Raw genomic sequence first — 22,857 nt, 5'->3', positions numbered from 1 at the left:
GCGGGGAAGTGCTGGGGGGAGTTATGCGACAAAACGCCGGGCGGCGCCATGCAGCGGATTCCTAATTGCGCGCATCCGGGGTGCGGATGCGCCTTTTTTAAGCCTAATGGGTTGAATTTTCGACTGCCGACCAGTTCATGATCAGCGTATAGGCCTGGGTTTCTTCATTGAACAGGCGCTGCGTCACCTGAAAGCCGTGCTTGTGGTAGAACGCGCAGGCACGCAGGTTCTGCTGGTACACCTCCAGGCTGAGCCGGCGGTAGCGCTGCTGCACGTGCGTCATCAGCGCCTGGGCGACGCCGCGGCCGTGAAACGCCCGATCGACAAACAGTGCGCCGATGAACTGCTCGTCCAGCACGCTGATAAAGCCGACGATCTCGTCGTGATGCCAGCAGGCCCAGCTTTGCGCGCGCGGCAGGTAGTTTTCCCGCACCAGCGCGGCGCTCTCACGCCAGTACTTTTCCGCCACGAACGGATGGGCGGCGATGGTGCTGGGCAGCCACAGCGCCATCAGCCGTTCGATATCCTCCGGTCCACAGGGGCGGATCACCGTGGCTTTGGGTAGCAGATGCACCCCGTCAGATGATCGTTCACCAGCCCGCTGGCCTGCATGAAGGCGTAACAAATGGTGGAGCCGATAAACTTGAAGCCGCGCTTTTTCAGCGCTTTGGACATGGCGTCGGACTGTTCGGTTTTGGCCGGCACCTGGTTCAGCGCCTGCCAGCGATTGAGCTGCGGCCGGCCGCCGACGAAGTCCCAAATGAAAGCGACGAAATCTTCGCCGGCCGCTTCCATCGCCAGATAGGCTTTGGCGTTGGTGATGATGGCTTCTATCTTGCCGCGGTGGCGGATGATGCCGCTGTCCTGCAGCAGGTTTTCCACGTCCTCTGTGGTCATGGCGGCGACACGCTGCGGATCGAAACCGTGGAAAGCGCGACGGTAATTCTCGCGCTTTTTCAGAACGGTGATCCAGGAAAGGCCGGCCTGTTGCCCCTCCAGACACAGCATTTCAAACAGTTCGCGCGCGTCGGTGGTGGGCGCGCCCCATTCCTTGTCGTGATACTCGAGATACAACGGATCGGCCGTCACCCAACCGCAACGTTCGTCTGCCATCCTGACTGTCCCTATGCTGTGTTTATGAACAGTAATCATCGCTCGTAGCGCCGAACTTGGCAAGCCTCTGATTGTTTTGTCATCAGCCCGCTTGACGTGACGAAAAAGCCGACAATAGTTACTACATGGCCGGTGGAAAACCGGTCAACGATAAAAACGACATTGCCTTCATTTGCAGGCTCTCAGGAGTCGATTCATGCCTCTAAAAATAACGTGCATGCCCCGCCCGGCGGCGCTTGCAGTGGCGCTACTTTGCAGTGTGACCCTACCGGCTCAGGCGTACGATCAACTGTACGTCTTTGGCGACAGCCTGAGCGATACCGGCAACAACGGCCGGTTCACCTATGACGGCAACCAGCACTTGTTGTACGACGAAGCGTTGGCGCAACGCATCGGGGCGGCGCTGGTGGCTTCGGACAACGGCGGTGAAAACTACGCCGCCGGCGGCGCCGTGGCGGTGCCGGGCCTGAACCCGGTCGACAACACCCAGGATCAGGTGCAGCGCTACCTGAACCGGGTCAATGGCCAGGCCGACGGCGACGGGCTGTATATTCATTGGATCGGCGGCAACGATCTGGCGGCGGCGGCGCTGAATGCCGCTACCGCGCCCGGCGTGGCCTATAACAGCGCTGCGGCCGCCGCTGCGCAGGTGCATTCGCTGCTGAACGCCGGCGCCGGCACGGTGATCGTGCCAACGGTGCCGAACATCGGCTCCACGCCGCAGCTGATGGAATTGATCATTCAACAGGCGCTGTCGCCGGTGCAGGGGGCGGCGATCCAGGCGGCCTATGCCACGCTTAATTCGGTGGCGACGCCGGACAACGCTTCACGCACGCAGGCGATCCACGCGGCGTTGGCCGCCGCGGCGAAGCAGGGCAGCGCCATTCCTCAGGTGCAGCAGGCGATCGCCGCGCAGCTTATCGCGGCGTATGACAGCCTGAGCGCGCAGGCCGCCCAGCTGACCGATTTCTATAATCAAAGTGAAGACCGTCTGCTGGCGCAGGGCGGCGGCAATATCGTGCGGGTGGACGTCAACAAGCTGTTCGCCGAAGCGATCGCCAATCCGGCGCAGTTCGGCTTCGCCAACACCGCCGGTATGGCTTGCCCGCCGGGCGTTTCCTCGGCGGTTTGCCGTTCTGATATGCCCGGCTTCGACGCCAGCCAGTCCTATCTGTTCTCCGACCATTTCCACCCCAGCCCGCAGGCACACCTGCTGATTGCGGATTATATCCAGGCGGTGTTGGATGGCCCGGCGCAGGTGGTGGCGCTGAATCAGGCGACCGCGGCGATGGCGCGCGACAGCCGCGCCACGCTCGACAGTCGCTTCCAGCAGCTGCGCAATGGCGACAACCCGCAGGGATCGCTGGGCGTGTTCGGCGGTTACGCCGGCCAGCACTACGACTATGCCGATAACCGGGCGGCGGGGGACGGCAATGCCACTACCCACAACCTGACCGTCGGCGTGGACTATCAGCTGACCGACGGTTGGTTAATCGGCGCGTTGATCGCCGGTTCCAACGACGATCAGCATCCTTCCAGCCGCTTTGATTACAAGGCGCGCGGGCTGCTGCTGTCGGCCTTCAGTTCGCTGGCGCTATTCGAGCATGGCTGGGTCAACGCCGATCTGCACTATGCGACGATGGATTATGACGACATCCGCCGCAGCATGCGGCTGGGGCCGCTGACGCGCACCGAAACCGGTTCGACCACCGGCAAGCAGTGGGGCGCGCGCGTGACCGCCGGCTATGACTTCCCGATTACTTCTTACCTAACCACCGGGCCGGTCGCGCAGTTCGCCTGGGATTACAGCCGCGTTTCCGGCTACGGTGAAGATGGCGATGACAGCACCGCCATGCACTTCAACGATCAAACTTACCACTCGCAGATCGGCGCGTTGGGATGGCGGCTGGATACGCAATTCGGCGTGTTTAACCCTTATGCGGAAGTGAGTTATCAGCATCAGTTCGGCGACGACGTCTACCGCGCCGGCGGTGGCCTGAAATCGACGCAAACCTCGTTCACCCGCGACAGTGCGGGCCAGGACAAAAACTGGGTGGATGTCACGCTGGGGGCCAACATGCCGTTGACGGACAGGGTATCGGCCTTCGCCACCGTGTCGCAAACCGGCGGGCTGAGCAGCGGCGAGCAGTTTATGTATAACGTCGGCGTCAGCGCGCGTTTTTGAATTGGCCATCGGCGCGCTCAACGGCGCAGGAGAAGCCATAAGGGCTGATAAGGGATGTAAGCGGGGGGCGGCCTGGCGTGAATTATGCGGGCCGCAATGACGTTGGCGGAAATACAAAAAAAAACTGATCCTATGAAAGGATCAGGTAGCCACTTGGCCAACACCAGGGAAAATTTTATTTATTATTGTATAACCAAAGATTAACTGTCAATTTGTTTCTGTGGCCCGTTTGCGCCGTATTTCATCCCTGACCTTCCCTTCATACCCAGAGCCTCGGTCCGCCGTGCGCTATCGCCTTATTTTTCACGTTCATAAGAAATAATCTGGCACTTGATCACATTATCTCTCGGTGAGGGGAGTTTTTTAGTTGATAAAATTAACAAAAATAACATTGGCGCAACTTTATCTTGTGGCAAATATAAGGATATGCGTACGCAAATCAGCCTGAATTTGGCCGGCGAGGGGAGATATCGCGTTCAGCTAATTGCTTATTTAAACGGCGGTGAGTGATATTTTTGTTAAGCTCATCTAATGGATTTGGCGGCATCACGCCTTTCAGGCCGGCTCGTGGATGGCGAGGGGGCCGGCCGGAGCGCTGTGTCTTCACGCTGCGGCCGACGTGTGAAAATCCAGCGCTTCTCGCCCCGATTCGCACTTGTTGCCGGATTCTGGCTGTATATCTTACGGTCAAAGGGTATACTGGCCCATTCCATCTAAATCCACTTGTATCGCGTGCGAATTCAACATGCAAAAGTTTGATACCAAGACCTTCCAGGGCCTGATCCTGACACTGCAGGATTATTGGGCGCGCCAGGGCTGCACCATCGTTCAACCATTGGACATGGAAGTCGGCGCGGGAACCTCACACCCGATGACGTGCCTGCGCGCACTGGGGCCGGAGCCGATGGCCGCCGCCTATGTGCAGCCATCCCGCCGCCCGACCGACGGCCGCTACGGCGAAAACCCGAACCGTCTCCAGCACTACTACCAGTTCCAGGTGGTGATTAAGCCGTCGCCGGACAACATTCAGGAACTCTACCTGGGCTCGCTGAAAGAGCTGGGTCTGGATCCGACCATCCACGACATTCGCTTCGTGGAAGACAACTGGGAAAACCCGACGCTCGGCGCCTGGGGCCTGGGTTGGGAAGTGTGGCTGAACGGCATGGAAGTGACGCAGTTCACCTACTTCCAGCAGGTCGGCGGCCTGGAGTGCAAGCCGGTGACCGGCGAGATCACCTACGGCCTGGAGCGCCTGGCGATGTACATCCAGGGCGTGGACAGCGTGTACGATCTGGTGTGGAGCAACGGCCCGCTGGGTGTTACCACCTACGGCGACGTGTTCCACCAGAACGAAGTTGAGCAGTCCACCTACAACTTCGAATATGCCGACGTCGACTTCCTGTTCTCCTGCTTCGAGCAGTACGAGAAAGAAGCCCAATCGCTGCTGGCGCTGGAAAAACCGCTGCCGCTGCCGGCCTACGAACGCATCCTGAAGGCGGGCCATACCTTCAACCTGCTGGACGCGCGCAAGGCGATTTCGGTGACCGAGCGTCAACGCTACATTCTGCGCATCCGCACGCTGACCAAAGCCGTTGCCGAAGCCTACTACGCTTCCCGCGAAGCGCTGGGCTTCCCGATGTGCAACAAGAAGAACGAGAACTAAGAGGCAGCCATGACTCAACAGACTTTCCTGGTGGAAATCGGCACGGAAGAGCTGCCGCCGAAGGCGCTTCGTTCCCTGGCGGAATCTTTCGCCGCCAACTTCACCGCCGAGCTGGACAACGCCGGCCTGGAACACGGTGACGTGAGCTGGTTCGCCGCACCGCGCCGCCTGGCGCTGAAAGTGGCCAACCTGAGCGCGGCGCAGGCCGATCGCGAAATTGAAAAACGCGGCCCGGCGATCGCCCAGGCGTTCGACGCCGAAGGCAAACCGAGCAAAGCGGCCGAAGGCTGGGCGCGCGGCTGCGGCATCACCGTCGATCAGGCTGAACGCCTGGTGACCGACAAGGGCGAGTGGTTGATGTACCGCGCCCACGTCAAAGGCCAGTCGGCGCAGCAACTGCTGGCCGGCATGGTCAGCACCGCGCTGGCTAAACTGCCGATCCCGAAACTGATGCGTTGGGGCGACTCCGACGTGCAGTTCGTGCGTCCGGTACATACCGTCACGATGCTGCTGGGCGCCGATCTGATCCCAGGCACCGTGCTGGGCATCGACTCTGCGCGCACCGTGCGCGGCCACCGCTTCATGGGCGAAGCCGAGTTCACCCTCGACAACGCCGACCAATACCCGCAGATCCTGCTGGAGCGCGGCAAAGTGGTCGCCGACTATGAAGCGCGTAAAGCCCTCATCAAGCGCGATGCCGAGCTGGCGGCGCAGAAGATTGGCGGCAAGGCCGATCTGAGCGACAGCCTGCTGGAAGAAGTGGCCTCGCTGGTGGAATGGCCGGTGGTGCTGACCGCTAAATTCGAAGAGAAATTCCTGGCGGTGCCGGCGGAAGCGCTGGTGTACACCATGAAGGGCGACCAGAAGTATTTCCCGGTGTATGACGCCGCGGGCAAACTGCTGCCGAACTTTATCTTCGTGGCCAACATCGAGTCGAAAGACCCGCAACAGATCATCTCCGGTAACGAGAAGGTGGTGCGTCCGCGCCTGGCCGACGCCGAGTTCTTCTTCAACACCGACCGCAAGAAACGCCTGGAAGATAACCTGCCGCGCCTGGAAACCGTGCTGTTCCAACAGCAGCTGGGCACCCTGCGCGACAAAACCGACCGCATTCAGGCGCTGGCGGGCTGGGTTGCCGGCCAGATTGGCGCCGACGTCAACCACGCCACCCGCGCGGGTCTGCTGTCGAAGTGCGACCTGATGACCAACATGGTGTTCGAATTCACCGACACCCAGGGCGTGATGGGCATGCACTACGCGCGCCACGACGGTGAGGCGGAAGACGTCGCCGTTGCGCTGAACGAGCAGTATCAGCCGCGCTACGCCGGCGATGCGCTGCCGCAGTCGCTGGTGGCCTGTTCCCTGGCGATCGCCGACAAGATGGACACCCTGGCCGGCATCTTCGGCATCGGGCAGCATCCGAAAGGCGATAAAGACCCGTTCGCGCTGCGCCGCGCCGCACTGGGCGTGTTGCGCATCATCGTCGAGAAAAACCTGCCGCTGGATCTGCAGACCCTGACCGAAGAGGCCGTGCGCCTGTACGGCAGCAAGCTGACCAACGCCAAGGTGGTCGACGAGGTGGTGGAATTCATGCTGGGCCGCTTCCGCGCCTGGTATCAGGAAGAAGGCCACGCGGTCGATACCATTCAGGCGGTGCTGGCGCGCCGTCCGACCAAGCCGGCCGACTTCGACGCACGCGTCAAGGCGGTGTCTCACTTCCGCACGCTGGAAGCGGCGGCGGCGCTGGCAGCGGCCAACAAACGCGTCTCCAACATTCTGGCCAAGTCCACCGAAACGCTGAACGACAGCGTGCGTGCCTCGGTGCTGAAGGACGCGGCGGAGATCCAGCTGGCGACTCACCTGGTGGTGCTGCGCGACAAGCTGCAGCCGTACTTCGCGGCGGGCAACTACCAGGAAGCGCTGGTGGAGCTGGCCGCGCTGCGCGAGCCGGTGGATGCGTTCTTCGATAACGTGATGGTGATGGCGGACGATGCGGAAGTGCGCGTGAACCGCCTGACGCTGCTGAGCAAGCTGCGTGAACTGTTCCTGCAGGTGGCGGACATCTCCGTGCTGCAGTAAGCGATTCTCTGCCGTGAAAAGGCGCCTGCGGGCGCCTTTTTTTATTTCCGTTTCCTGGGCGCGAAGGCAAGGTCGCCTGGCGACTTGGGGGGCGACTTGGGGGGCGACTTGGGGGGCGACTTGGGGAAATTGAAGCGTCCGGTCGCCGACGGCAATGAACCTCAGTGCGTTTTGCGCACGATTTTCAACCGCATCCGGCCGGGGTAATGCTCACCGCAGGCGGAATCGCGTATCGGAACGCCGCCAGTTGATCTATTCTTATAGGCGCACGGAGTGCGGAAAAAGGGGCGGAGTCCAATGAAAAAGCAGGTTTATAACAGGAGTTATGTCACATGGCGGTAGGGATCCAGAGCAGAGGTTTCGCGCGTTGGTTGGCACCGGTATTGGCATTGTTGGTGGTCATGCAATTGACCGCCTGCGGCGATAAAGAGCCGGAACAGCGCAAAGCATTTATCGATTACTTACAGAATACCGTGATGCGCAGCGGGGCGAACATCCCCACGCTGAGCGAAGATCAGAAGCAGAAGTTCGGCAACTATGCCGGCGATTACGCGATTTTGGTCGGCTTCTCGCAGCAGTTGTCCAAGTCGGTCGGCGCCAGCCTGACCCCGGCGCTGGATCAGATTAACCAGATCCGCACCGCGCAGGACTATCTGAACAAACGCGATGCGCTGCAGCAATCGGTCGGGGCGTTGAACCTGCTGGGCCAGCAGATCCAGTCCGCCAAATCACAGGCGGATACCGCCCGTGCGGCGCTGAAGCAGCCCGACGATCTGAAGGCGGTATACAACCAGGCCTATGACAAAATCGTCACCGCACCGGCCAACGCCCTGATGCCGGCGATCCCGACCACCGCCAGCTTCGTGCAGGATCTGGTGCAGGTTGGCGATTTCCTGCAGAGCCAGGGCAATCAGGTCAGCTTCAACAACAACGGCGTGCAGTTCCGTACCGCGCAGCAGGTGGCGCAGTACAACACCATGATGTCGAATCTGGTGGCCAAACAGCAGAACCTGGTAAACGCGCAGAAAGCCATTCAAAGCGTGACGCAATAAAGCCTCCACGCACGCAGCAGGCCGGCATTGCCGGCCTGTTTTATTTCCCCTCAGCGTTTCCAATAGCTTGCTGGTTTATTGCGCAGGCTTCTGTACTACACTTCAATTAATCCATTCATTCGGCAATGTAGTTTTCTTTCATTCATCACTTCGCTAGTTCCCGGCGGGATGAGTGCTCACAGGGAAGATCAAACAGAGCGTCGCGATCGGGCGCGCAGCCAAAAATAAATTGTGATGTTTATCACAATTTAAAAACAAACCATCAATTTAAAAATGTGACAAATATCACATTATTATGGGTTTCAAGGCGGTTTTTTTCTCACTGTGCTTTTTTTACACGCCATAAATGTGATCTTTGTCACTATAAAGGGTGGTTTGTTGGGGTGTTGTATGTGATTTGTATCACAAAAAATCCGTGAAGTTCGCGTGACAAAAACAGCGTGATAGAGTCCGTTTCGCATACAGCGGCAACACGGCTGGATCGTCACAACAATAATCACGCGCTCTATTGTCAGCGCGTAACAATAGGGGTGTGTTTTATGTTTTCACCAGACATCAAGGTCAAAGTACAAAACTTTGGCCGCTTCCTGAGCAACATGGTGATGCCCAACATCGGCGCCTTTATCGCCTGGGGGATTATCACCGCGCTATTCATTCCAACCGGCTGGCTGCCGAATGAAACCTTAGCCAAGCTGGTCGGCCCGATGATCACCTACCTGCTGCCGCTGCTGATCGGTTATACCGGCGGGCGGCTGGTGGGCGGCGATCGCGGCGGCGTCGTCGGCGCCATCACCACCATGGGCGTCATCGTTGGCGCCGACATGCCGATGTTCCTCGGCGCGATGATCGCCGGCCCGCTGGGCGGCTGGGCTATCAAGCACTTTGACCGCTGGGTGGACGGCAAGATCAAAAGCGGCTTTGAAATGCTGGTGAATAACTTCTCCGCCGGCATCATCGGCATGCTGCTGGCGATCCTGGCCTTCCTCGGCATCGGGCCGCTGGTGGAGGTGCTCTCCAAGCTGCTGGCGGCGGGCGTACACGTCATGGTGACGAACAACCTGCTGCCATTGGCGTCCATCTTCGTTGAACCGGCGAAAATCCTGTTCCTGAATAACGCCATCAACCACGGCATCTTCTCGCCGCTGGGTATCCAGCAGGCTACGGAAGCCGGTAAGTCGGTGTTCTTCCTGATTGAAGCCAACCCAGGCCCGGGCATGGGCGTACTGATGGCCTACATGTTCTTCGGCCGCGGCAGCGCCAAGCAATCCGCCGGCGGTGCGGCAATCATTCACTTCCTGGGCGGCATCCACGAAATCTACTTCCCTTACGTGCTGATGAACCCGCGCCTGCTGCTGGCGGTGATCCTGGGCGGCATGACCGGCGTCTTCACCCTGACGATGCTGAACGGCGGCCTGGTTTCTCCGGCTTCTCCGGGTTCGATCCTGGCGGTGCTGGCGATGACGCCGAAAGGCGCCTACTTCGCCAACATTGCGGCGGTGTGCGCAGCCTTTGCCGTCTCCTTCGTGGTGTCCGCTTTCCTGCTGAAAACCTCCAAGGTGAAAGAGGATGACGATCTGGAAGCCGCAACCCGTCGCATGCAAGAGATGAAATCGCAGTCCAAAGGCGGCGCAGCGGCGCCGGCATCGGTCGACGGCGATCTGAGCACCGTGCGCAAAATCATCGTTGCCTGCGATGCGGGCATGGGCTCCAGCGCCATGGGCGCCGGGGTGCTGCGCAAGAAAGTGGCCGACGCCGGGCTGAAGAACATCTCGGTGACCAACAGCGCCATCAACAGCCTGCCGGACGACGTGGATCTGGTGATCACCCACCGCGATCTGACCGAGCGCGCGATGCGCCACGCGCCGCAGGCCCAGCACATCTCGCTGACCAACTTCCTCGACAGCAAGCTGTACAGCGATCTGGTCGATCGCTTGGTGGCGGTCAACAAAACCAGCGACAACCAGCAGAAGGTGCTGGGCGCGCTGGACGACAGCTTCGAAGCCGGTGAGCCGAACCTGTTCAAGCTGAGCGAGAGCAACGTGTTCCTCAACCTGCAGGCCAGCGACAAAGAGCAGGCGATCCGCTTCGCCGGCGAGCAGCTGGTGAAAGGCGGCTACGTCGAGGCGGAGTACGTGCCGGCGATGCTGGAGCGCGAGAAACTCACCTCCACCTACCTGGGCGAGTCGATCGCCGTGCCGCACGGCACCATCGAGGCCAAAGACCGGGTGCTGCGCACCGGCGTGGTGTTCTGCCAGTACCCGCAGGGCGTGCGCTTCGGCGAGGAAGAGGATGAAGTGGCCCGCCTGGTGATCGGCATCGCCGCGCGCAACAACGAGCATATCCAGGTGATCACCAGCCTGACCAACGCGCTGGATGACGAGAGCGTGATCGAGCGGCTGGCGAATACCACCAGCGTGCAGGAAGTGCTGGACCTGCTCGGCGGCAAAAAAGCCGGATAACAGAATCATTTTAAAGGGTGCAGCTTGCTGCACCCTTCGACATTAAGAAGGTAGAGTTATGAAAGCATTACATTTTGGCGCAGGGAACATCGGCCGCGGTTTTATCGGCAAGCTGCTGGCGGACGCAGGGGTTGAGCTGACCTTCGCCGACGTCAATCAAACGGTGCTGGATTTGCTGAACAGCCGTAAAAGCTACGCGGTGCACGTGGTGGGCGAGCAAGAACGCGTGGAGAACGTCAACAACGTCAGCGCCGTCAACAGCGGCAGCGAGGCGGCGGTGGCGCTGATCGCTGAGGCGGATCTGGTGACCACCGCCGTTGGCCCGCAAATTCTCGGCAAAATCGCCGGCACGATCGCTAAAGGGCTGGTGCTGCGTCATCAGCAGGGCAATGTGCAGCCGCTGAACATCATCGCCTGCGAGAACATGGTGCGCGGCACCAGCCAGCTGAAACAGCATGTGTTCGCCGCGCTGCCGCAGGACGAGCAGGCATGGGTTGAGCAGCACGTCGGCTTCGTCGATTCGGCGGTCGACCGCATCGTGCCGCCGGCGGACAGCAGCGATCCGCTGGAAGTGACGGTGGAAACCTTCAGCGAATGGATCGTCGATCAGACCCAGTTCAAAGGCCAACCTCCGGCGATCGCCGGCATGGAGCTGACCGACAACCTGATGGCGTTCGTCGAGCGCAAGCTGTTCACCCTCAATACCGGTCACGCCATCACCGCCTACCTCGGCCAACAGGCCGGGCTGCAAACCATTCGTGACGCCATTCTCGACCCGGCGATCCGCCGCGTGGTGAAAGGGGCGATGGAAGAGAGCGGCGCGGTGCTGATCAAGCGCTACGGCTTCGACGCCGACAAGCACGCCGCCTACATCAACAAAATCCTCGGCCGCTTCGAAAACCCGTATCTGCACGACGACGTCGAGCGCGTGGGCCGCCAGCCGCTGCGCAAACTGAGCGCCGGCGATCGCCTGATCAAACCGCTGCTGGGCACGCTGGAATACGGCCTGCCGCACGCCAACCTGATCCAGGGCATCGCCGCCGCCATGAGCTACCGCAGCGAACAGGATCCGCAGGCGCTGGAGTTGGCGGAATTGCTGAACACGCTCGGGCCGAAAGCCGCGCTGGCGCAAATTTCCGGCCTGCCGGCGGAAAGCGAGGTTGTAGAAGAGGCCGTTGCTGTGTATAACGCCATGCACAAGTAGAATCGTGATGATGAACACCCGAGCGCAGCTTGCTGCGCTCCTGCAACCCGAGTTCGGCATCGACGGCCCTCCCCACGCCTTTCGAAAAGCGACGATGGAAGAAGCACAGGCATTTGAAAACCAGGTTCTGGAAAAGCTGAACGCGGGCAAAACGGTGCGCAGCTTCCTGATCGCGGCGGTAGAGCTGCTGGCGGAAGCGCTCAACGTGCTGGTGGTGCAGGTATTCCGCAAGGATGACTACGCGGTGAAATATGCCGTCGAACCGCTATTGTCCGGCAGCGGCCCGCTCGGGGAGCTGTCGGTGCGCCTGAAGCTGATGTACGGGCTGGGGGTGATCTCCCGCCACGAATATGAAGACGCCGAGCTGCTGATGGCGATGCGCGAAGAGCTGAACCACGACGGCTCGGAATACCGCTTCGTCGACGACGAAATCCTCGGGCCCTTCGGCGAGCTGCACTGCGTGGCCGCGCTGCCGCCGGTGCCGACCTTCCTGCAGCCGGGCGAAGCGGATGAAGCGCTGATCGCCATGCAGCGCCAGCGCTATCAGCAGATGGTGCGCTCCACCATGGTGCTGTCCATTACCGATCTGATCGCCGGCATCGGCGCCAAACAACCTTCCCGACTCTCTCCTCTCGGCCGCGGCTAAGCAAAGGCCGCGCGCCACTCGTCGAACAACAACCACAGCGCGGTGGCGGCCATCAGGCCGGACATCACGCCGTTGAAGGCGCGCAGTTTCCAGGTGACCCGCAGCGCGTTGCGCAACCGGTCGCCCAGCACCGCCCACAGCAGCACGCACGGCAGGTTCAGCAGCGCGAAGCCGGCGATGACCGACAGCGTATGGACAAAGGTGGCGCCTTCGCGCGGGGTGAACAGGATCGCCACGTTGATCACCATCAGCCAGGCCTTGGGGTTGACCGCCTGAAACAGCGCGCCATTGAGCAGGCTCATCGGCTGCGCCTGCTCTTTGGCGTCCGGCGAGGCCGCCTGGAACAGTTTCCACGACAGCCACAGCAGGTAGGCGCAGCCGATCACCGCCAGCGGGAGGCGGATGACGCCGGCCCAGCTCAGTGCCAGTGCCAGCAGCGGGATAATGATCGCCAGCTGCACCGCACAGCCGACGCAGATGCCAAGCAGCATCGGCAGGGTGCGGCGCAGGCCGAAGTTGACGCCCGACGAGGCCAGCAGCAGGTTGTTGGGGCCGGGGGTAATCGACATGACGGTGACGTAGCTGACAAAGGCGGAGTCCAGCATGACAGGTTCCTTGAAAATGGCGGTAATCACGAGAGGATCAGCATAATCGCTGCGATGGGATGGTGACAGAACCACAAATCGGATATTGTCATGGTTACAGTTGTGCAAAATGTAAACTGTACCCATTGCCTGGAGAGAAACTGTGACCCTGCTCGATGAAACCCCGGATACCCGTTACCTGCAGCTGGCTGATACGCTGGCCGAGGCCATTCGCCGCGGCACGCTGCGGCCCGGCGACCGCCTGCCGTCGGTACGGCGCTGTGCGCAAACCCATCGCGTCAGCATCAATACGGTAGTGTCGGCTTACCGCACGCTGGAGGATCGCGGGCTGATCGAAGCGCGGCCGCAGTCGGGGTTTTATGTTCGCAGCACGCTGCCGGCGCTGAAGATGGCCTCGGCGCCCAGCGGGCGCATCGAACCGCCGGCGGACGACGTGCTGGCGCTGATCGACACCGTGTTTGCCGCCCAGCAAAACCCGGCTTTCACCAACATTGCGCTGGCCTGCCCGCAGACCAGCGATTTTTATCCCGGCGGCAAGTTGGGGCGCATGCTGTCCTCACAGCTGCGCCGTCAGCCGGATCTGATCGGGCAGTACCCGTTGCCGCCCGGCAGCCTGCGGCTGCGTCAGCAGATCGCCCGCCGCTCGATGACGCTGGGCATGCTGCTGGAGCCGGGCGACGTGGTGCTGACCCACGGCTGCATGGAAGCGCTGCAGCTGGCGCTGCGCGTCACCACCAAACCGGGTGACTGCGTCGGGCTGGAGTCGCCAACCTATTTCTATCTGCTGCCGCTGCTGGCCAGCCTGGGGCTGAAAGCGCTGGAAATCCCCACCGATCCGCAGCTGGGGCTGTCGCTGGACGCGCTGGAACTGCTATTGAACGAGAAACGGCTGAACGCGGTGATCGCCATGCCGACGGTGCAAAACCCGCTGGGCTGCACTATGCCGCTGGCGGCGAAAAAGCGGCTGGCGCGGCTGATGAACGATCATCAGGTGCCGTTGATTGAAGACGGGCTGTATGCCGAGATCCAGTTCGGCGGCGCGTTGTCGCCGGCGGTGAAGGCGTTCGATCGCGACGGCTGGGTGCTGTTTTGCTCCAGCTTTACCAAAACGCTGGCGCCGGACTTTCGCGTCGGCTGGATCTGCGGCGGCCGTTTCCACGAGGCGTTGCGCAAGCTGAAGGCGGTGTCATCGATGTCCGAGTCGCAGCTGCTGTCGGAAACGCTGGCGACCTTCCTGGAGAGCGGCGGCTACGATCACCATTTGCGCAACCTGCGCAAGCGTTATGCGGCGCAGGTGGACGAGGCGCGGGCGCTGATCGCCCGGCATTTCCCGCGCGGCACGCTGGCCACGCAGCCGGCGGGCGGATTCGTGTTTTGGGTCGAATTTCCCCCCGGCGTGGACAGCGTGGCACTGTTCCATCAGCTGTTGGAGGAGCAGATTTGTTTGACGCCGGGCACCCTGTATTCCCCGAGCGGGCGCTACCGCAACGCGCTGCGGCTCTCCTGCTGCTACCCGTTCAACGCGCGCTACACCCAGGCGTTGGCCCGGCTCGGCGCCAGGGCCTGCGAGATGAGCGGCCTGCCGCCCGGCATTGCGCAGGACGGGTAACGGCGCGCGCCTTTTGCTACAATGCCGGTATCATTGATTAGCGTGCCATTTTGGGCACAACGGGCCAGAGACCATGAAAGAGAAAGAAAAGGCAGAGATCAAGCGCCTGAGCGACCTGCTGGACGCCTTGAACCACAAAGACGCCACCGTGATCCAACAGGGCAACCCTGAGTTGATCGCGCAGCACACCAAAGAGAAAGAGAAACTGGCGACGGAGATCGAACGCCTGAAAAACGTGCGCGGCGAGAAGCTGAGCGCCGAAGCGCAGAAGCTGAGCAAGCTGCCGTTCAGCCGCGAGATCACCAAGAAAGAGCAGGCCGATATGGGTGCGCTGAAGAAGAGCGCGCGCGGGCTGATCGTGGTGCACCCGATGACCGCGCTGGGCCGCGAGATGGGCCTGAAAGCGGTCACCGGTTACGCCAAGAAAGCGTTCTGAACCCCCGGGCATCAGACCTTGGTGGTGAAATACGCCTTGGTCTGATAGGGCACGGTGACCGTGTCCTGGCCCCGCAGTTCCTCTTCTTCCGCCACCAGCTGGCGCAACTGCTCGATAACCTGCTCCTGTTGCGGCTGCGGCAGCGCGGCGATAAAGCTGGTTGAACGCACCCGGTTGTAGATCACGTCCTCCACCGCGCCGCGGTGACCCAGCATAAACACCTGCTCCTGCAGCGGTTCAAAGCCTTTGAACGGGAAGAATTTGCGCCATTCGCCGGTATAGAAACGCGGCGCATCGCCTTCGTGGCTATCGACGATCTGATTCAATTTACGCACCCAACCGACGCGCGCATCGCGCATGTTCCACACCAGACCGAGTTTGCCGCCGGGCTTGAGGATGCGCTGGATTTCCGCCAGCGCCTGCGGCGTGGCGAACCAGTGGAAGGATTGGGCGCAGACCACCGCATCGACGGACTCGTCCGGCAACGGGATCGCCTCGGCGGTGCCCGCCAGCGTTTTCACCTGCGGCAGCGCCGCCGACAGTTTTTCCAGCATTTGCGGCACCGGTTCGACGGCGATCACCTGCGCGCCGGTTTCCAGCAGGCGCGGGGTAAACTTGCCGGTACCGGCGCCGAGATCGATGACCGTCATGCCGGCGTGCAGGCCGATAGTTTCACGCAGCCAGACGGCGATTTCCGGCGGGTAATCCGGCCGGCCTTTCACATAGCGATCGGCGTTGGCCTGATAGCCTTCGGCGGCGGCGTGATGAATCGAATGGATCGGGGTGGTCATTACCTGGCTCCTGGCTGAAAAAACGTGCGGCTACAGTATAGGCGGAAGAATAGGGTTAACGCGGCATTCGGCGCACGTTTTTCATCTTTTCCGCCCGCGATTTCAACGGCCGAGCAGGCGGCGGTTGAAGTCCTCGAGGCGCCCTTCGGCAAGCCGCGTGAGCATGGTCTTGCTCCAGCTGGCGGAGAGGCCGGCCACCGCCAACAGGCGGCGATACTGTTCCGCGTCGAACGGCATGTGCCAGGCGATGGCGATGGCTTCGGCGACCGACACGTCGCTGTTGCGCGCCGCCAGCTCCAGCGGACGATCGCCGCTGACCGCGCCCGGCGACACCACCCGATACAGCCAGCCGCAGCGGCCGCTTTGCTGCATCAGCACCGAAATGTCCTCGATGGCGAAGTGATAATTGAGCTTGAAGCACGGTGAGCGCGGCTGGGTGACCTGGATCAGCGCTTCGCCCCAGCGGAAGATGTCGCCCATAAACACATTGTGTTCGGTCAGCCCTTCGGTGGAGATATTCTCGCCGAAGGCCGGGGCGCAAAACTGCTCTGCCTGCGCCGGAAACTGCTCGCGCCAGTGGACGTAATGCTCGCGCGGGTAGTGGCACAGCGCGCGATCCGGCCCGCCGTGGTAGCTTTTTTCCGCCTGTTCGTCGCCTTCCAGGCCGAGCGGCGTGAGCCGGATGGCGCCATCCACCTGGCGTTTGGCGATGGCGCTGGGGCGCCCGCCTTCGTAGGGTTGAATATTGCCGATGTAAACGTCTGGGTGATGCATGTGCGCCTCCGTGTCTCGCGTCGAGGGCTCAGCATAGCCTGAGTTGTGCCGGGGGGACATAACAACCCGCCCGAAAATCCTCGGGCGGGCGGCGGGGCATCAGAAGGTGGTCCAGTTCTCTTCCGCTGCGGCGTTGGCGGCCGCGGGTTTTACCGCCGGCGCTTTCGGCGCGGCGGCTTTCACGGCGGCGGGTTCGGTCTGCTCCGCCAAACGGAACACCGAGACGCTCTGCAGCAGCATGTCGGCCTGTTCTTCCAGCGAATCGGCGGCGGCGGCGGACTCTTCCACCAGCGCGGCGTTCTGCTGGGTGGTGTGGTCCATCTCGACGATCGCCTGGCCAATCTGGGCGATGCCGCGCGTCTGCTCATCGGAGGCGGCGGCGATCTCGGCCATGATGTCGCGCACGTGGGTGACCGAGCGGACGATCTGTTCCATGGTGTTGCCGGTGCTTTCCACCAGTTCGGTGCCGGTTTTCACCCGGCTGACCGATTCGGCGATCAGCCCTTCGATCTCCTTGGCCGCCTGGGCGCTGCGGCTCGCCAGGCTGCGCACTTCGCTGGCAACCACCGAGAAGCCCCGGCCCTGTTCGCCGGCGCGCGCCGCTTCTACCGCGGCGTTGAGCGCCAGGATGTTGGTCTGGAAGGCAATGCCGTTGATCAGGGTGGTAATTTCGGCGATACGCTGCGAACTGCTGGAGATATCGCGCATGGTGCTGACCACGTTTTCCACCAGCTTGCCGCCCTGCTGCGCGGTCTGCGAGGCATCGGTGGCCAGCTGATTGGCGTGATGGGCGTTGTCGGCGTTCTGTTTCACCGTGGCGGTCAGCTGTTCCATGCTGGCGGCGGTTTCCTCGACCGCCGCCGCCTGCTGCTCGGTGCGGGAAGAGAGATCGGTGTTGCCGGCGGCGATTTCCGCAGAGGCGGTAGAAACCTGGCTGACCCCCATCTGGATCTTCTCAATCATGGTGCGCAGGTTTTGGCTCATGGCCGCCACCGCGTTCAGCAACTGCCCCAGCTCGTCGCGGCGGGTGCTGGTCTGCGCCTGGCGCAGGTCACCGCCGGCGATGCGTTCCGCCATCGCCAGCGTACTGTGCAGCGGACGGGTGATCTGCAGCGTGATGCGCCAGGCGATAAGCACCCCGGCGATGATGGCGATCAGGGTGGTGATGCCCATTTGCAGCTGCGCCAGATTGATGTTGTTGCGCGTCTGCACCAGCTCGTCCTGCATAAAGGCGTTGACCAGCATGCCGATCGCTTGCGCGCGTTCGCCGAGCTGCCGGCTGATCTGCTGCTCGTGCTCATAGGCCGGCAGGTAAGCCGCGATGCGGTTTTTGTAATCGTCCAGGGCGGCTAGCAGCGGCTGCAGCTGCGGGCGCTGCGCGTCGCTCACCCTGCGGCTCAGGGCGTTGGCCGCGTCGCGCGCGTCGTCGATGGCCGCCATCAGCGGGGCTTCGGTTTCCTTGTTCAGGCTCAGCAGCAGGCCGCGCGCGCCGTAGCGCACCTGGGTCAGCTTCTGGTTCAGCTGGATGAAGGCCAGCTGCAGATCGCCGTTGGTCAGCTGGCGTTCCACCTGGCTCAGGCTGGCCTGCACTTCCGACATGTTCCAGCTCTGGCGCACCGCGTCTTTCGCTGTGACCGCCTGCTCAAAGACTTTTTGCTGCTGTTGATATTCCCCGATCAGCGTCACCAGACGCTGCAGATCCTTGCGGCTTTGGGCGTCCCAGTCCAGCGCCTGCCCCTGGTCTATCAGTTTGACGGCGTTCTCAATATTGGCGCGGTTGTTCTGAATGTACTCCGGCCGGTAGGTCTGGCCGTACATGGCGCGATTGTATTTGGCCTGGTTGATCTCCTCGTTCAGCCGGTTGCTGAAGTCGATGCGATCGGCGCGGGATTCGATGATGTGCAGATATTGCGCCCCGGTGCCGGCGATGACGACCGCCAACAGCAGCAACAGCGCGAAGCCGAGACCGAGCTTTTTACCTACGGTGAGATGAGTGAACTTTCCTGCCAATGCTTGCAATGCCGCCATAGCGTTTTTCCTTCTCCGGGCGAACGTCAATTGAACAAACCATCGGCAAGAAGTGGTCAAACTTTAGCGGATTTCAGGCAAAAAAATACCCGCCGGTGGCGGGCATCTTCATCAACGGGGGCGAATTACTTCTTCGCGGCGAAGCGTGCGGCGGCTTCATCCCAGTTGACCACGTTCCAGAACGCCTTGATGTAGTCAGGGCGTTTGTTCTGATATTTCAGGTAGTAAGCGTGTTCCCACACGTCCAGACCGATGATTGGGAAACCGGAAGCGCCGGCGACGGCTTCGCCCATCAGTGGGCTGTCCTGGTTAGCGGTAGACACCACGGCCAGTTTGCCGTCTTTCAGCACCAGCCAGGCCCAACCGGAACCGAAGCGGGTGGCTGCGGCTTTCTCGAACTCTTCCTGGAATTTCTCAACGCTGCCGAAATCGCGCTCGATGGCCGCTTTCAGATCGCCGCCCAGCGTGGTGCCGGTTTTCAGGTTTTTCCAGAAGAAGCTGTGGTTGGCGTGGCCGCCGGCGTTATTGCGCATGAAGGTGCGTTTGTCGGCAGGCACTTTATCCAGATCCTGGATCAGCTCTTCAACGCTGTATTTGGCCAGCTCTGGGTAGGCTTCCAGCACGGTGTTGGCGTTGTTGACGTAGGTCTGGTGGTGTTTGGTGTGATGGATTTCCATCGTCTGCTTGTCGAAATGCGGTTCCAGTGCGTCGTAAGCGTACGGCAGGGATGGCAGTGAATAACTCATAATCATCATCTCCAGTGGTGTATGGGCGGCGCAAAGGGCGAGCACCGCGTAAGCAGTCGGATCATTATAGTTAATTAAATGATATTGAAAATGATTATCAATGCCCTGTGAACTGTGTGGTTAATGAACAAATCGCTGCGCTAACATACTGATAGAAGAGGGCGGCGGATGGCCGCCTCAAGCCGTCGATCCGGCGCGTGGGTTACTCTCTATACTGTAGGGAGCACCCACGCCGAAATGTATCGAAATGTGCCAATGCGTTCACTGAATGAGCACGAGTGTGTAACAACCACAAGCACGCTGTGGTAATATGGCCGGCGTTCGTAGCAAGCATAACAACAGTGACATTCGCGTTTGCCGCGCTAGCGGGGCAGGCGCATTTGAACAATGTGACAATCGAGAGTGAAAGGAGACCCCCATGCAGGTCAGCAGAAGGCAGTTCTTTAAGATCTGCGCTGGCGGTATGGCAGGAACGACGGTGGCCGCGCTGGGCTTTGCCCCCGAAGTGGCGTTGGCGGAAACCCGGCAGTACAAACTGCTGCGCGCCCGCGAGACCCGTAATACCTGTACGTATTGTTCCGTCGGCTGTGGGCTGTTGATGTACAGCCTTGGTGATGGCGCCAAGAACGCCAAAGAAAGCATTTTCCATATCGAAGGGGATCCGGATCATCCGGTAAACCGCGGCGCGCTTTGCCCGAAAGGCGCCGGCCTGGTTGACTTCATCCACAGCGAAAGCCGCCTCAAGTACCCGGAATATCGGGCTCCAGGGTCGGACAAATGGCAACGCATCAGCTGGGACGACGCCTTTACCCGCATCGCCAAGCTGGTGAAAGAAGACCGTGACGCCAACTTCATCAAAACCAACGACCAGGGCGTTACCGTCAACCGTTGGCTGACCACCGGCATGCTGTGCGCCTCGGCCGCCAGCAACGAAACCGGTTTTCTGTCGCAAAAATTTAGTCGCGCTCTCGGCATGCTTGCCGTAGACAACCAGGCGCGTGTCTGACACGGACCAACGGTAGCAAGTCTTGCTCCAACATTTGGTCGCGGTGCGATGACCAACCACTGGGTTGATATCAAGAACGCGAATTTGATTATCGTCATGGGCGGTAATGCGGCGGAAGCGCATCCGGTGGGGTTCCGCTGGGCGATGGAAGCCAAAATACACAACAATGCCAAGCTGATCGTGATCGATCCGCGCTTTACCCGAACCGCATCGGTGGCGGACTTTTACACGCCGATCCGCTCCGGGACCGACATCGCTTTCCTGTCGGGCGTGTTGCTGTATCTGATGACCAACAACAAGTTCAACCGCGAATACGTCGAGGCCTACACCAACGCCAGCCTGCTGGTGCGGGAAGACTTTGCCTTCGAAGACGGCTTGTTCAGCGGCTACGACGCGGAAAACCGCAAGTACGACAAAACCACCTGGAACTACCAGTTCGACGAGAACGGCTTCGCCAAGCGCGACGTCACGCTGCAGGATCCGCGCTGCGTGTGGAACATGCTGAAACAGCACGTGAGCCGCTACACGCCTGACGTGGTGACCAACATCTGCGGCACGCCGAAGGACGATTTCCTCAAGGTGTGCGAATACATCGCCGAAACCTGCGTCGCGGATAAAACCGCTTCGTTCCTGTATGCCCTGGGCTGGACTCAGCACTCGGTCGGCGCGCAGAACATCCGTACCATGGCGATGATCCAGCTGCTGCTCGGCAACATGGGCATGGCGGGCGGCGGCGTCAACGCGCTGCGCGGCCACTCCAACATCCAGGGGCTGACCGATCTCGGCCTGCTGTCGCAGAGCCTGCCGGGTTACATGACGCTGCCGTCGGAGAAACAGACCGATCTCGAGACCTACCTGAAGGCCAACACGCCGAAGGCGCTGCTGCCGGGCCAGGTGAACTACTGGGGCAACTACCCGAAATTCTTCGTCAGCATGATGAAGACCTTCTACGGCGACAAGGCGCAGAAGGACAACAGCTGGGGCTTTGACTGGTTGCCGAAGTGGGACAAAGGCTACGACGTGCTGCAGTACTTCGAAATGATGGCGCAGGGCAAGGTCAACGGCTACTTCTGCCAGGGCTTTAACCCGGTGGCGTCGTTCCCGAACAAAAACAAGGTAGTGGCTTCGCTGTCCAAGCTGAAGTTCCTGGTGACCATCGATCCGTTGAACACCGAGACCTCCAACTTCTGGCAGAACCACGGCGAGTTCAACGAGGTGGATCCTTCGCAGATCCAGACCGAAGTGTTCCGCCTGCCGTCTACCTGCTTCGCCGAAGAAAACGGCTCGATCGTCAACTCCGGCCGCTGGCTGCAGTGGCACTGGAAAGGCGCAGATGCCCCGGGCGAAGCGCTGAACGACGGCGAGATCCTGGCAGGCATCTTCAGCCGCCTGCGCGAGATGTATGCGCGCGACGGCGGTGCGGTGCCGGAGCAGGTGCTGAACATGCGCTGGGACTACCTGACGCCGGACAACCCGGCGCCGGAAGAGGTGGCGCAGGAGAACAACGGCAAGGCGCTGGCGGATCTGCTGGATGCCGACGGCAAAGTGCTGGTGAAAAAAGGCGAGCTGCTCAGTTCGTTCGCGCAGCTGCGCGACGACGGCACCACCGCCAGCGGCTGCTGGATCTTCGCGGGCAGCTGGACGCCGGCCGGCAACCAGATGGCGCGGCGCGACAACGCCGATCCGTCCGGCCTCGGCAATACGCTGGGCTGGGCCTGGGCATGGCCGCTCAACCGTCGCATCCTGTACAACCGCGCCTCGGCGGACCCACAGGGGAAACCTTGGGATCCGAAACGCCAGCTGCTGGAGTGGGACGGCGCCAAGTGGGTCGGGGCCGATATCCCGGACTACAGCACCGCCGCACCGGGCAGCGATGTCGGGCCGTTCATCATGCAGCCGGAGGGCATGGGCCGCCTGTTCGCCACCGACAAGATGGCGGAAGGGCCGTTCCCTGAGCACTACGAGCCGTTCGAAACGCCGCTCGGCACCAACCCGCTGCACCCGAACGTGGTGTCCAACCCGGCGGCGCGCGTGTTCAAGGACGATCTGGCGGCGATGGGTAAATCCGACAAGTTCCCTTACGTCGGCACCACCTATCGTCTGACCGAGCACTTCCACTACTGGACCAAGCACGCGCGGCTGAATGCCATCGCGCAGCCGGAGCAGTTCGTGGAGATCGGCGAGAAGCTGGCGGAGAAGAAAGGCATCAAGCAGGGCGATACCGTGAAAGTCAGCTCCAACCGTGGCTATATCAAGGCCAAGGCGGTGGTGACCAAGCGCATTCGCACGCTGCAGGTGCACGGCCAGGAAGTCGACACCATCGGCATCCCGATCCACTGGGGTTACGAAGGGGTGGCGAAGAAAGGCTTTATCGCCAACACGCTGACGCCGTTCGTCGGCGACGCCAATACGCAAACGCCGGAGTTCAAGGCGTTCCTGGTCAACGTGGAAAAGGTGTAAC

The 22,857-nt window shown here is 61.2% G+C and carries 17 protein-coding genes; 10 read left to right on the top strand and 7 right to left on the bottom strand.

The features are described 5' to 3' along the window. Positions 1-103: 103 nt before the first annotated feature. Together AWX27_RS18590 and AWX27_RS18585 are read right to left on the bottom strand one after the other, a co-directional pair. Positions 104-550 (bottom strand): N-acetyltransferase, encoded by a 447-nt coding sequence (locus tag AWX27_RS18590; protein WP_049200599.1) that lies wholly within the window; start codon positions 548-550, stop codon positions 104-106. Then, positions 547-1,113: a DNA-3-methyladenine glycosylase I gene (locus AWX27_RS18585; protein WP_038875986.1), complete on the bottom strand. Its 567-nt coding sequence runs from the start codon at positions 1,111-1,113 to the stop codon at positions 547-549. Before AWX27_RS18585 ends, AWX27_RS18590 begins: the two co-directional genes overlap by 4 nt. Before the next feature lie 196 nt (positions 1,114-1,309). Here AWX27_RS18585 and AWX27_RS18580 point away from each other — a divergent pair, with 196 nt between their 5' ends. From AWX27_RS18580 to AWX27_RS18550, 7 genes are all read left to right on the top strand, one after another. Next, on the top strand, positions 1,310-3,298 hold the full coding sequence (locus tag AWX27_RS18580; RefSeq protein ID WP_060424328.1) for an autotransporter outer membrane beta-barrel domain-containing protein: 1,989 nt from the start codon (positions 1,310-1,312) through the stop codon (positions 3,296-3,298). A 745-nt stretch (positions 3,299-4,043) separates the two neighbouring features. Next, the gene (glyQ, locus tag AWX27_RS18575) at positions 4,044-4,961 is read left to right on the top strand and encodes a glycine--tRNA ligase subunit alpha (RefSeq protein WP_004933966.1); all 918 of its coding nucleotides are present in this window, start codon (positions 4,044-4,046) and stop codon (positions 4,959-4,961) included. Positions 4,962-4,970: 9 nt separating this feature from the next. Continuing rightward, the gene (glyS, locus tag AWX27_RS18570; RefSeq protein ID WP_038875981.1) at positions 4,971-7,040 is read left to right on the top strand and encodes a glycine--tRNA ligase subunit beta; all 2,070 of its coding nucleotides are present in this window, start codon (positions 4,971-4,973) and stop codon (positions 7,038-7,040) included. Between the two features lie 332 nt (positions 7,041-7,372). Then, entirely contained in the window at positions 7,373-8,092 is a 720-nt protein-coding gene (locus tag AWX27_RS18565; protein ID WP_016929578.1) for a DUF3053 domain-containing protein, read from the top strand. 539 nt (positions 8,093-8,631) lie between these two features. Beyond that, entirely contained in the window at positions 8,632-10,551 is a 1,920-nt protein-coding gene (locus tag AWX27_RS18560) for a PTS mannitol transporter subunit IICBA (RefSeq protein ID WP_049200647.1), read from the top strand. A gap of 58 nt (positions 10,552-10,609) precedes the next feature. Next, positions 10,610-11,755: a mannitol-1-phosphate 5-dehydrogenase gene (locus tag AWX27_RS18555; RefSeq protein ID WP_060424325.1), complete on the top strand. Its 1,146-nt coding sequence runs from the start codon at positions 10,610-10,612 to the stop codon at positions 11,753-11,755. A gap of 94 nt (positions 11,756-11,849) precedes the next feature. Then, a complete protein-coding gene (locus AWX27_RS18550) occupies positions 11,850-12,401 on the top strand; it encodes an MltR family transcriptional regulator (RefSeq protein ID WP_016929575.1) in 552 nt (183 codons plus the stop codon). Here AWX27_RS18550 and AWX27_RS18545 read toward each other — a convergent pair. Continuing rightward, complete coding sequence (locus AWX27_RS18545; RefSeq protein ID WP_038875972.1) at positions 12,398-13,006, bottom strand: LysE family translocator; 609 nt, start codon at positions 13,004-13,006, stop codon at positions 12,398-12,400. The genes AWX27_RS18550 and AWX27_RS18545 overlap by 4 nt on opposite strands. Before the next feature lie 142 nt (positions 13,007-13,148). Between AWX27_RS18545 and AWX27_RS18540 the strand changes: the two genes are divergently transcribed. Both AWX27_RS18540 and AWX27_RS18535 read left to right on the top strand, forming a co-directional pair. Continuing rightward, positions 13,149-14,615, top strand: coding sequence for an aminotransferase-like domain-containing protein (locus AWX27_RS18540; RefSeq protein ID WP_038875970.1), 1,467 nt, complete (start codon positions 13,149-13,151; stop codon positions 14,613-14,615). Positions 14,616-14,688: 73 nt separating this feature from the next. Beyond that, positions 14,689-15,051 carry a YibL family ribosome-associated protein gene (locus AWX27_RS18535; RefSeq protein WP_004933989.1) on the top strand — a complete coding sequence of 121 codons (363 nt, stop codon included), beginning with the start codon at positions 14,689-14,691 and terminating at the stop codon, positions 15,049-15,051. 11 nt (positions 15,052-15,062) lie between these two features. Here AWX27_RS18535 and AWX27_RS18530 read toward each other — a convergent pair whose 3' ends face one another. The 4 genes from AWX27_RS18530 to sodA form a co-directional block, all read right to left on the bottom strand. Next, complete coding sequence (locus AWX27_RS18530; RefSeq protein ID WP_060424323.1) at positions 15,063-15,842, bottom strand: class I SAM-dependent methyltransferase; 780 nt, start codon at positions 15,840-15,842, stop codon at positions 15,063-15,065. Positions 15,843-15,944: 102 nt separating this feature from the next. Next, positions 15,945-16,616 carry a 6-hydroxyaminopurine reductase gene (gene yiiM / locus AWX27_RS18525; protein WP_060424321.1) on the bottom strand — a complete coding sequence of 224 codons (672 nt, stop codon included), beginning with the start codon at positions 16,614-16,616 and terminating at the stop codon, positions 15,945-15,947. A 99-nt stretch (positions 16,617-16,715) separates the two neighbouring features. Then, on the bottom strand, positions 16,716-18,644 hold the full coding sequence (locus AWX27_RS18520) for a methyl-accepting chemotaxis protein (protein WP_060424318.1): 1,929 nt from the start codon (positions 18,642-18,644) through the stop codon (positions 16,716-16,718). Between the two features lie 125 nt (positions 18,645-18,769). Continuing rightward, entirely contained in the window at positions 18,770-19,390 is a 621-nt protein-coding gene (gene sodA, locus AWX27_RS18515; protein WP_004934003.1) for a superoxide dismutase [Mn], read from the bottom strand. A 418-nt stretch (positions 19,391-19,808) separates the two neighbouring features. On the opposite strand from sodA, the gene fdnG reads away from it, so the two are divergent. Then, a complete protein-coding gene (gene fdnG, locus AWX27_RS18505) occupies positions 19,809-22,856 on the top strand; it encodes a formate dehydrogenase-N subunit alpha (protein WP_154618190.1) in 3,048 nt (1,015 codons plus the stop codon). Position 22,857: the final 1 nt, after the last annotated feature.

Source organism: Serratia sp. 2880STDY5682894, from assembly GCF_001537385.1.
Classification (GTDB): domain Bacteria; phylum Pseudomonadota; class Gammaproteobacteria; order Enterobacterales; family Enterobacteriaceae; genus Serratia; species Serratia nevei.
Note: the sequence above shows the minus strand (reverse complement) of the source record. Positions and strands in the feature narration are given on the sequence as shown.